Genomic DNA, 10,733 nt, shown 5'->3' on the forward strand with positions numbered 1-10,733 from the left:
CAGAAGTCCAGCGGTACCTGGCTCCGGGCGCGGCCGGTCTCGTCCAGGACGCGGCCCATGAGCTTGACGCTGCGCAGCGTCACCGCTCGGTCGACGATGTCCAGCCAGGGCAGCCTGGTCACGAGTGAGCTTTCCAGGGGCACGGCATCGGCGGGCACCCGCAGCCAGGCGACCACCAGGAGGTTCGCCGCACCGCTGATCGCCGCGCACATCCGCACCTCGGGCAGGCTCGCCAGCGAGCGGGCGGTGGATTCCAGCCGGTCGGGTGGAACCCGGACCCAGAGCATCATGGTGACCGGGGCGGGCGACATCGAACGCGCGATTTCGCAGCGGAGCCGGATCGAACCGCTGCCCAGCGCGATCTCGACGCGGCGACGGGCGGTGCTCGCGCTGACGCCGAGACGGGCGCCGATGGCCGAATAGGAGGCCCGGCCGTCTTCCCCCAGCGCGAGCATGAGTTGCCGGTCGAGCTCGTCGAACCGGGGAGCGCCGATCGCCTGCTTGGCCCGGGTGGCCAGGGCGTCGCGCTGCTCCGGTGAGATCGCCCGCACCTGCCACCGGCTGCCTTCGCTGAACAGTTTCGCGGAGACCAGCGTGCGGGTGCTGGCCACGCCGGGCAGGCGCGACAACCGGTGTGCGATGTACTCGGTGACGGAGGCGAGGTCGGCGGCCACGACGTGGACGAGAAGATCGCACGGTCCCGCGACGTACTCGATGGTCGGCACGTGCGGATCGCGGGCCAGCGCGGCGGCCACGGCGAGCGGTTCGCCCGGGGCGCAGTCGATCTGCACGAAGGCCAGCGCCAGCCGCCCGGCCAGAGCCCCGGTGGGGTAGGCGGACATCCACACCCGGCCGTCGCCGGCCAGTTGCTGCCATCGTCGCGCGGCGGTGACCGCGCCGATGCCGATCGTCCGGCCGATGAGCGACCACGGCGCGCGGGGGTCGACCTGGAGTGCGTTCACCAAAGTGAGGTCGGTTTCGCTCAGCACGGTGGATTCCTTGTTCAGGGAGCCCGATGGTGACGGATTCTTCCGATGACCCGGCCGACGGTGCCCGGTTGTCGCAATATCGATCATCAAAGTACAGCTGGCTTCGACTGGGAGGGAAGCGATGAACCTGCTCGAGGACGCGGCGGCGCTCAGTGACGATCTGGTGGCCCTGCGGCGGGATCTGCACCGGATTCCGGAGGTGGGCCTTGCTCTGCCGAAGACTCAGGAGAAGGTGCTGGCGGCGCTGGACGGCCTGCCGTTGGAGATCTCCACCGGGACCGGGTTGTCCTCGGTGACGGCGGTCCTGCGGGGCGGAGCCGGTGATGGCGAGGTCGTGCTGCTGCGCGGGGACATGGACGCCCTCCCGGTCGCCGAGAAGACCGGGGTGGACTACACCTCCCGCCACGACGGCACGATGCACGCCTGCGGCCACGACCTGCACACCGCGGGCCTGGTCGGTGCGGCGCGGTTGCTTTCGGCGCACCGGGACCGGCTGGCCGGGGACGTGGTGTTCATGTTCCAGCCGGGCGAGGAGGGATTCGACGGCGCCGGCCACATGATCGCCGAGGGGGTCCTGGAGGCGGCCGGGCGGCCCGCCGATGCCGCCTTCGGACTGCACGTGACGTCCTCGGCGATTCCCCGCGGGCTGTTCACCTCCCGTCCAGGGCCGCTGATGGCGGCCTCGGACGGGCTTTTCGTCCGGGTGGTGGGTGAAGGCGGGCACGGCTCGCGGCCGTCGCAGGCGTTGGACCCGGTCCCGGTGGCCTGCGAAATGGTGACCGCGCTGCAGACGATGGTGACGCGGCGGTTCGACCTGTTCGATCCGGTGGTGCTCACGGTCGGGACCTTCCACGCCGGGACGAAACGCAACATCATCCCCGACGACGTGACGTTCGAGGCCACCATCCGCAGCTTCTCCCGCGAGGCCCGGCAGCGGATCGCGGAGCTGTCCGTGAAGCTGTGCGAGGAAATCGCCGCCTCGCACGGCCTGCGCGCCGAGGTCCGCTACGAGGAGGAGTACCCGGTCACCGCCAACCACGAGTCCGGGCACGAGTTCGTCGCCGAAACCGTGCGCGAGGTCTTCGGTGAGGAACGCTTCGCGTTCCTGCCCAATCCCATGACCGGCTCGGAGGACTTCTCGCGCGTGCTGGAGCGCGTGCCCGGCGCGTTCGCCTTCCTCGGGGCCACCGTCGGCGACAACCCCGAGGAGGCGCCCTTCAACCACTCTCCCCGTGCGGCATTCGACGACAGTGTCGTCGCCGACGGTGCCGCACTGCTCGCCGAGCTCGCGGCGCGGCGGCTCAGGCCCTGACTGAAAAGGAGACAGACTTGCGCGCGTACTACCTGGTCCCCCTGATCCCCGCGCTGGCGCTGGCGATCATGCCGTTTCTCCCGTTCGTGAACAGTGCCGGGCTGTGGTTCGGCCTGCCGAAGATGATGGTCTGGGGCGCGGTGTGGTGTGTGCTGTGCACCCCCGCTCTCCTCATCGCCGAGCGCATGATGGCGCGGCGCGGGGAGGATCGATGACGACCATACTGATCTTCACCTTCGCCGGGATCGTGCTCATCGGCGTGCTCGGTTTCCTCGGCCGCCGCACCCCGGCGGCGGATCTGGCCGAATGGGCGGTCGGCGGCCGCCGCTTCGGCGCGATCACCATGTGGTTCCTGCAGGCGGGGGAGGTCTTCACCACCTTCACCTTCCTCGGCATGGCGGGGCTGGCCTTCAGCGGCGGGGTCGCGGCGATGTATTCGCTGCCGTACGTGCCGATCGGCTACATGGTGCTGTTCTTCCTCGCCAAGCGCTTGTGGTCGCTCGGCAAGGAGCGCGGGTACCTCACCCAGGGCGATTTCCTGACCGACCGCTTCGGCAGCCGCACCCTGGGCACGCTTTCGGCCGTGCTGGGCGTGCTGTTCGTGCTGCCCTACCTGCAGCTTCAGATCACCGGCCTCGGGCTGATCGTCAAACTGGTGACCGGGGACGCGGCCTCCTCCACGCTGTCGATGGTGGTCGGCTGCCTGCTGGTGGTGGGGTTCGTGCTGTGGGCGGGACTGCGCGGGGTCGCGGCGACCTCGTACTTCAAGGACGTGATCATGCTGATCGTCCTGGTGGTGCTGCTGATCGCGGTGCCGACGCATTTCGCGGGCGGGATCTCGGGGGTGTTCCACCGGATCGACCAGTTGCACCCGCAGGTGCTGACGGTGCATGCCGGGGCGAACGACCACGTGTGGTTCATCACGAGCATGCTGGTCAGCGCGATCGGGGTCGGCCTGATGTGCCTGCCGCACTCGTGGCCCGCGGTGATGTCGGCGCGGGATCCGAAGGTGCTGCGCCGCAACTACACCTGGATGCCGCTGTACGAGCTGTGCCTGCTGCTGCCGATGATCATCGGTTTCGCCGCGATCCTCGTACTGCCGAAGGGCAGCAACTCCAACGGGGTGCTGCTGAGCCTGAGCAAGGACGTGCTGCCGGGCTGGGCCACCGGGCTGGTGGTGGTGGCCGCGATCGCCACCGCGATGGTACCCGCCGCGGGCATTCTCATCGGCATTTCCTCGTTGGTGGCCCGCAACATCGTGCGGGTCAGGAGCACCAGGACCCAGTTCTGGGTCAACCACGGCACGGTGGTGGTGGCGTGTGCGCTGGCCCTGCTGCTCGGGATCTTCCGGCCCGACCTGCTGGCGAACCTGCTGCTGCTCACCTACAGTGGTTCGGTCCAACTGGCCCCGGCGAACGTCCTGGGCTTCACCAAGCGCGTCGCGGTGGGCAAGGTCCCGGTGCTGGCCGGGCTGATCGTCGGTGAACTGGTGGTGGTCTGGCTCACCTTCGTCAGTCCGGGGCTGGTCGGGCATGTGAACGTGGGGCTGGTGGGCCTCGCGGCGAACCTGGTCGTACTGCTGGGCGCGGCGGCGGCCGAACGGGTGGCCGGGCGCGGCGGGCAACCGGCGGAGCAGGCGATCGTGGCGCCAGTGCGGTCCACAGTGGAGTAAAGGGGTCCCCGGGCGCGCCGAGCTGGGGGAGGAGGGCGCGGCCCGGGGCCTTTGTCCCGGCGCCCGAGGGGGAGGAGTGCGCCGGGACGCGACCGGCGGGTGAACCCCCGGCCGCTTTGCCCAGGGTACCTTCCGGCGGGGAGGTTTGGTGGCGTTTCGCCAATTACGTCCGGGACTCCGGTGTTGGGGCTAGAGCACCAGGTCCGTGAGCAGGTCGGCCAGCGCTTCCCCGAACCCGGTGGCGTGCCGCTGCGGGGCGAGATGCGCGCCCGGCGTCTCGACGAAGGGCAGGCCCAGTTCGAGGGCGAGCAGACGGGCCGGGCGGTAGTGGTAGTAGCCGCGGCTTGCCTCCCCGGCGGCGAGCACGATCGGCAGCCGCGCGCGGCGCAGCGCGGCCACGTCGGGAAGGTACCCGTAGAACCCGGCCAGTTCGCGGGTGAAAAGCGCCTTCCATTCCGCCTCGTGGGGGATCCGGATCGTCTTCAGATCGGGCAGCCCGGCTCCCGCGATCGAGCCGAGGAATTCCTTGAACGCGGTCATCACATCGCCGGACGCGGCATGGGCGACCTGTTCGGCGGCGAAGTCCAGCCAGTCCTCGGCGTCGGGCAGCACGCGGACCGCGGGTGGTTCGTGCGCGACCAGGCCGGTGACGGCGTCGGGATGGCGGGTCGCCAGTGCCAGTCCGATCTGCGCCCCGGCGCTGCTGCCGAAGACGAGCGCCTTGCCGTAGCCGAAGTGCTCGATCACGGCGCGGGCGTCGTCGGCGTGCCGCTCGACGGTGAGGGGCCCGTCGCTCCGGTCGGCGCTGCGGAAGTGGCCGCGGCGGGCATAGGTCAGCACCGTGTAGGTCTCGCCGAGCCGCGCCGCCAGTGCCTGGTAGGTCTCGATGGCGCCGATTCCCCCGGCGATCATCAGCAGCGGGGGACCGTCCCCGAGGCGCCGGACGTGCAGGTCGGCGTCCTCGACGGGACAGGTGCCGTCCTCGGAGGTCATGGCGGCAGTCAAGCACAGGCCGCGGCCGCCCGGGCACCGTGCCCGCCGTTCCTCTGCTTCCTAACCTAGCGATTGCTTGGTAGATTGGCGGGGGAACCGGAAACGCGGCAGGGACGGAAGGTTCGCCGGTGACGTTGGACCTGCGACTGGCGGATGCGGTCGTGCTGATAACCGGCGGTATGCGCGGGGTCGGCGCCGGGAGACCTGCGGCCGGACCGAACCGGAGAACCCGTTGCCCGGCGCCGAGTTCCTGCGCTGCGACGTGCGCGAACCCGAGCAGGTGGCGCACCTGGTGGCCGAGATGGCCGCCCGGCACGGCAGGCTCGACGTCCTGGTCGACAACGCGGGCGGGGCCCCGCACGAGGAGGCCGCGAAGGCGGGTGTGGACAACCTCACCGCGAGCCTCGCGGTGGAGTGTGCCCCGAAGGGCCGGGTGAATGCATCCGTGTGATCGACACGAGCTCCGGCGCGGGTCTGCTGGGCAGCGTCGGGCAGGGCAACTACTCGGCCGCCAAGGCCGGGATCGCCGGCCTCACCCTGGTGGCGGCGGCCGAGTTCGAGCGCTACGGGGTCACCGTGAACGCGATCGCGCCCGCCGCGCGCACCCGGATGACCGAACAGGCCTTCGCCGAGGACATGGCCGCACCCGAGTCCGGTTTCGACGCCATGGCTCCGGAAAACGTCTCGCCGCTGGTGGTCTGGCTCGGCCGCACCGAATCCGCGAAGGTCACCGGCCGGGTGTTCGAAGTGGACGGTGGGCGGGTTTCGCCGGCCCAGGGCTGGCGGCACGGTCCGGTGATCGACAAGGGGGCCCGGTGGGAGCCTGCCGAGCTCGGGCCGGTGGTGACCCAGCTGATCGCCGGGTCCCCCGAACCCGAGCCCGTCTACGGCTCGCAGTGACGAGCGGGCCGATTCAGAGGGAGCGCACGGTCTCCCCGACGAACGCGGCAAGCGGAGTGGCGGGGCGCCCGATCAGCGAGCGCAGGTCCGTGCCGGTCTCGCCCAGCAGGCCCTGCTTGATGTCGGCGTCGAGCGCGACGACGAACCCGACGGCACCCTCGGGCAGCCCGGCGCCGGTCAGCGCGGCTCGGTGCTGCTCCGGGCTCAGATCCGTGTAGGCCACGGGCTTTCCGGCGGCCTTGGCGATTTCCGCGGCGAGCTCTTCGTAGGTCCACGCGGTGTCACCGGTGAGTTCGTAGACCTTGTTTTCGTGCCCTTCTCCGGTGAGCACGGCAGCCGCGGCGGCCGCGTAGTCGGCCCGGGCCGCACTGGCGACGCGCCCGTCTCCCGCGCTGCCGGCGAAGGAGCCGTTCCGCACCGCCTGCTCGATCGTCGCGACGTAGTTCTCGTGGTACCAGTTGTTACGCAGGAAGGTGAAGGGCAGCCCGGACGCGCGGATCAATGCCTCGGTCGCCTTGTGCTCGGGGTTGACGGTGAGCGGGCTGCTGTCGGCCTTCGGCGCGCTGGTGTAGACCAGATGTGCGACTCCGGCCTTCTGCGCGGCTTCGAGGACGGCCTGGTGCTGCGGTACCCGTTTGCCGACCTCGCTGCCCGAGATCAACAGGACCTTGTCCGCTCCCTCCAGTGCCCAGGCCAGCGTTTCCGGCCGGTCGTAGTCGGCCTTGCGCACCGCGACGCCCAGATCGGCCGCCTTCTCGGGGGAGCGGACCGCGGCGACGACCTGTTCGGCGGGCAGCCGGTCCAGCAGGGCCTTCACGACGTGGCGGCCGAGCTGTCCGGTGGCCCCGGTGATGACGATCATTGCGGTACTTCCTCTCGACGGGGTTCTGCCGCACAGTTTGTACTAACTATCAGAAAGTGCAAACTACAGGTAAGTAGGATCACATCCGATCGTTCCCGGAATGCGGAACCGGTACCTTGACAGCATGAGCAGCCGTGTGACCGAGAGCGCCGACCGCGCACACGACCGGCTGGTCGCGGACGTCTTCGCCCGGGCCTGTGAGTCGCGCGGGATCCTGGAGCACATCACCGGCCGCTGGGGCACGCTCGCCCTCGCCGCCCTCGCCGAAGCGCCGCTGCGCTTCAACGCACTGCGCCGGCGTGTGGACGGCGTGAGCGAAAAGATGCTGGCGCAGACGCTGCAGGCGCTGGAACGCGACGGGTTCGTGCACCGCGAGGCGCAGCAGACGATCCCGCCGCGCGTCGAATACAGCCTGACGCCCATGGGGCGGACGGCGGCCGAGAAGCTGCTCGACCTGATCGCCTTCGTCGAGGCCCGAGTGCCCGACGTCGGCGCCGCCCGCGCTCGCTACGACGAGGCCAAGGCGGCTCAGCAGTAGCCGCGGCGCCCCGATGAACGAAGGGCGGCCGTGAGGGGTCCCCTCACGGGAAGCGTTGACGAGCGATCGGCGGCGTTCGCGCCCAGCCCGGCCGCGGCGCCCCGGCCCCGGACAGCAGTGAAGGCGACCCGCACCGGCCCGTGGTGGTCGCCTTCACTGTCCAGGGGCACTCGGGCCCCGGTCCCGATCAGATCCGTTCGATGATGGTGGCGGTGGACAGCGCGCCACCGCAGCACATCGCGATCAGCGCGCTGCTCGCGTCGCGCCGTTCGAGTTCGTGGAGGGCGGTGGTGATCAGCCGGGTGCCGGTGTTGCCGACCGGGTGGCCGAGCGCGATCGCCCCGCCGTTGACGTTGACCTTCTCCGGATCGGGCCGGTGCACCTGCTGCCAGGACAGCACCACCGAAGCGAACGCCTCGTTGACCTCGAACAGGTCCAGGTCGCCGATCTTCATCCCGGCGCGCTGGAGCACCCGCTCGGTGGACTGGACCGGGCCGTCGAGGTGGTAGTGCGGCTCGGCGCCGACGAGGGCCTGTGCGCGGATCCGGGCCCGGGGCTTGAGCCCGAGTGCGCGGGCGCGGGTTTCGTCCATGACCAGGACGGCGGAGGCTCCGTCGGAGATCTGGGACGAGGTGCCCGCCGTGTGCACACCGCCTTCGAGCACGGGCTTGAGCCTGGCCAGTCCTTCCATGGTGGTCTCGCGCAGCCCCTGGTCCCGGTTGACCAGGCGGGTTTCTCCGGTGGGTGCGCCGTTCTCGTCGAGCACCGGGGCCTTGACCGGGACGACCTCGCGGTCGAAGCGGCCCTGGGCCCAGGCGGTCGCGGCCTTGGTCTGGGAGGCGACGCCGAAGCGGTCCACGTCCTCGCGGGTCAGGCCCCGCCGCACGGCGATGCGCTCCGCGGCGCCGTACTGGTTGGGCATGTCGATCGACCACGAATCCGGTTTGGGCTGCCCGGCGTCGGTGCCCCGGTTCGCGCCGAGCGGGATCCGGCTCATCGCCTCCACTCCGCACGAGATGCCGACGTCGATCGCCCCGGCCGCGATCAGGCCTGCCACCAGGTGGGTGGCCTGCTGCGCCGAGCCGCACTGGGCGTCGATCGTGGTCGCGCCGGTCGCCTCCGGGAGACCGGCGTGCAGCCAGGCCGTGCGGGTCACGTTCCCGGCCTGTTCGCCTGCCTGGGTGACGCAGCCGCCGATCACCTGTTCCACCAGCGCCGGATCGAGCCCCGCGCGTTCGAGCAGGGCGGACTGGGCGGCGCCGAGCAGCTCGGCGGCGTGCAGGCCGGACAGCCAGCCGCGCCGCTTGCCGATCGGGGTCCGCACGGCCTCGACGATGACGGGGTCGCCCACCGTGGTCTCCTTTGTCCGTTGTGCTGTCCACTGCCGCTGTCTGGGATCAAAAGTAGAACAAGTTCCAATAATGAGCAAGTGTGATGCAGGTCAACCGGCATTTGGCTACCGCTGGTGACGATGGGTTTCACCTGGAGTTTCAAGATCCTAATCGAAAAAGTAAACAGGTATCACTCAAGGTCTTTCCTGAGTTAACACCGTATGCTTCAATCTGGGTTAGAACGTGTTCCACGAGGTTGTGGCACTCACGGAGGTAGGCGTGGCAACACCGATGATCCCCGCCGGTTTCGACTTCACAGACCCCGATCTGTACGCGAAACGGCTCCCCCTCGAAGAGTTCGCCGAGCTGCGGCGCACCGCGCCCGTGTGGTGGAACGCGCAGCCGCACAACCGCGCGGGCTTCGGCGACGACGGCTTCTGGGTGGTGACGCGGCTGGAGGACGTCAAGGCGGTTTCCCGGGACAGCACGCTGTTCTCCTCCCAGGAGAAGCTCGCGATCATCCGGTTCGACGAGACGATGACGCCGGAGGCCATGGACGCCAACCGGCTGGTGCTGCTCAACATGGACGCGCCGCAGCACACCAAGCTGCGCCGCATCGTCTCGAAGGGCTTCACCCCGCGCGCCATCGCCAAGCTGGAGGACACACTGCGCGAGCGCGCCGCGCGCATCGTGCACGACGCGCGGAAGAAGGGCTCGGGCGACTTCGTCCAGGACGTCGCGTGCGAACTCCCGCTGCAGGCCATCGCCGAGCTGATCGGCATCCCGCAGGAGGACCGCGGCAAGATCTTCGACTGGTCCAACCAGATGATCGGCTACGACGACCCCGAGTACGAAGTCGACCCGCTGGCGGCCTCCGCCCAGCTCGTGGGCTACGCGTGGAACATGGCCGAGGAGCGCCGCAAGTGCCCGATGGACGACATCGTCACCAAGCTCATCAACGCCGACCTCGACGGTGAGTCGCTGAACTCCGAGGAGTTCGGGTTCTTCGTCATCCTGCTGTCCGTGGCGGGCAACGAGACCACACGCAACGCCATCACCCACGGCATGAAGGCCTTCCTCGACCACCCGGACCAGTGGGAGCTGTACAAGGAGCAGCGGCCCAAGACCGCGGCCGACGAGATCGTCCGCTGGGCCACCCCGGTGGTGGCGTTCCAGCGCACCGCGACGGCCGACACCGAACTCGGCGGCAGGCAGATCCGCAAGGGCGACCGGGTGGGCATGTTCTACAGCTCCGCCAACTTCGATCCCGAGTGGTTCGAGGAGCCCGAGAAGTTCAACATCCTGCGGGACCCGAACCCGCACGTCGGCTTCGGCGGCACCGGTTCGCACTACTGCATCGGCGCGAACCTCGCCCGCCTGGAAATCGACCTGATCTTCAACGCGATCGCCGACGAGATGCCCGGCATCCGTGAGGTGTCCCAGCCGGACCGGTTGCGGTCCGGCTGGCTCAACGGGATCAAGCACTACCAGGTCGCCTACGAATAAGCGATGTCCTCCGCGAAAGCGCCCTCTCGGGAAAAGAGAGGGCGCTTTCGTGTTGAAGTGCCTAGGGTGGCGGGGCATGACGCTGTTTACTCGCTCATGGCAGGCGTTGCGGTCGGCGGTGGACATGCTGGACGGCGGGCAGTGGGTCCAGCCGTCCGGTTGTCCCGGCTGGCAGGTCCAGGACCTGGTGTTCCACCTGGTCATCGACGCCCAGGACGTGCTCATCACGCTGGCGAGCACCACCGACGCTGAGGCGACGGTGGACGCGGTGGGGTACTGGGACCTGGGGGAGCCTTCGACCGGGGACGAGCCGGAAGCGTTGTTCGTCCGCCGGTCGGCCCTGGCCTACCGCGACTACGGCGGGCTGCTGCACCACTTCACCGATCTCGCGGTGGCGGCGGAGCGGGCGGCGGCCGCGGCGGATCCTCGGCGGCGCGTGGAAACCCGTGACCGGGTGCTGACGGTGGCCGACTACCTCGACACCTACGTCGTCGAGTGGACGCTGCACCATCTCGACCTGGTGGCGCACCTGCCGGACCTGCCCGGACCGCCTGCCGAAGCGCTCGCGGTGACCCGCCGGGTACTGGAAAAGCTGGGCCGGGCCCCGATTCCGGACACACTGGACGATCG

10 protein-coding genes and 1 pseudogene are annotated in these 10,733 nt (G+C 69.7%); 7 read left to right on the forward strand and 4 right to left on the reverse strand.

Annotation, left to right across the window (positions count from 1 at the left end; all coding sequences use genetic code 11):
* A partial coding sequence (locus tag FNH05_RS22070) for an Lrp/AsnC family transcriptional regulator (protein ID WP_144590618.1) occupies positions 1-989 on the reverse strand: 989 nt, incomplete at its 3' end.
* 121 nt (positions 990-1,110) lie between these two features.
* On the opposite strand from FNH05_RS22070, the gene FNH05_RS22075 reads away from it, so the two are divergent.
* The 3 genes from FNH05_RS22075 to FNH05_RS22085 are packed head-to-tail and all read left to right on the forward strand — an operon-like array spanning position 1,111 to position 3,973.
* Positions 1,111-2,301, forward strand: a complete 1,191-nt coding sequence (locus FNH05_RS22075) for a M20 metallopeptidase family protein (RefSeq protein WP_144590619.1) — start codon at positions 1,111-1,113, stop codon at positions 2,299-2,301.
* A 17-nt stretch (positions 2,302-2,318) separates the two neighbouring features.
* Positions 2,319-2,516 (forward strand): hypothetical protein, encoded by a 198-nt coding sequence (locus FNH05_RS22080; protein WP_144590620.1) that lies wholly within the window; start codon positions 2,319-2,321, stop codon positions 2,514-2,516.
* A complete protein-coding gene (locus FNH05_RS22085) occupies positions 2,513-3,973 on the forward strand; it encodes a sodium:solute symporter family protein (RefSeq protein ID WP_144590621.1) in 1,461 nt (486 codons plus the stop codon). The genes FNH05_RS22080 and FNH05_RS22085 overlap by 4 nt, the downstream gene beginning before the upstream one ends.
* 189 nt (positions 3,974-4,162) lie before the next feature.
* On the opposite strand, the gene FNH05_RS22090 is transcribed toward FNH05_RS22085, so the two are convergent.
* The gene (locus FNH05_RS22090; RefSeq protein WP_144590622.1) at positions 4,163-4,966 is read right to left on the reverse strand and encodes an alpha/beta fold hydrolase; all 804 of its coding nucleotides are present in this window, start codon (positions 4,964-4,966) and stop codon (positions 4,163-4,165) included.
* 259 nt (positions 4,967-5,225) lie between these two features.
* Here FNH05_RS22090 and FNH05_RS22100 point away from each other — a divergent pair.
* Positions 5,226-5,866: pseudogene (locus FNH05_RS22100) on the forward strand (SDR family oxidoreductase); the annotation flags it as partial.
* Positions 5,867-5,879: 13 nt separating this feature from the next.
* Here the strand turns inward: FNH05_RS22100 and FNH05_RS22105 are convergent.
* Positions 5,880-6,728, reverse strand: coding sequence for an SDR family oxidoreductase (locus tag FNH05_RS22105; RefSeq protein WP_144590624.1), 849 nt, complete (start codon positions 6,726-6,728; stop codon positions 5,880-5,882).
* Positions 6,729-6,852: 124 nt separating this feature from the next.
* On the opposite strand from FNH05_RS22105, the gene FNH05_RS22110 reads away from it, so the two are divergent.
* Positions 6,853-7,266: a winged helix-turn-helix transcriptional regulator gene (locus tag FNH05_RS22110; RefSeq protein ID WP_144590625.1), complete on the forward strand. Its 414-nt coding sequence runs from the start codon at positions 6,853-6,855 to the stop codon at positions 7,264-7,266.
* 187 nt (positions 7,267-7,453) lie between these two features.
* Here FNH05_RS22110 and FNH05_RS22115 read toward each other — a convergent pair whose 3' ends face one another.
* Positions 7,454-8,617 carry a steroid 3-ketoacyl-CoA thiolase gene (locus tag FNH05_RS22115; RefSeq protein WP_144590626.1) on the reverse strand — a complete coding sequence of 388 codons (1,164 nt, stop codon included), beginning with the start codon at positions 8,615-8,617 and terminating at the stop codon, positions 7,454-7,456.
* Between the two features lie 259 nt (positions 8,618-8,876).
* On the opposite strand from FNH05_RS22115, the gene FNH05_RS22120 reads away from it, so the two are divergent.
* On the forward strand, positions 8,877-10,103 hold the full coding sequence (locus FNH05_RS22120; RefSeq protein ID WP_144590627.1) for a cytochrome P450: 1,227 nt from the start codon (positions 8,877-8,879) through the stop codon (positions 10,101-10,103).
* A gap of 76 nt (positions 10,104-10,179) precedes the next feature.
* Positions 10,180-10,733, forward strand: a 554-nt coding sequence (locus FNH05_RS22125) for a maleylpyruvate isomerase N-terminal domain-containing protein (protein WP_144590628.1), incomplete at its 3' end; no start/stop codon positions are given.

Source organism: Amycolatopsis rhizosphaerae (assembly GCF_007713715.1).
GTDB lineage: Bacteria > Actinomycetota > Actinomycetes > Mycobacteriales > Pseudonocardiaceae > Amycolatopsis_E > Amycolatopsis_E rhizosphaerae.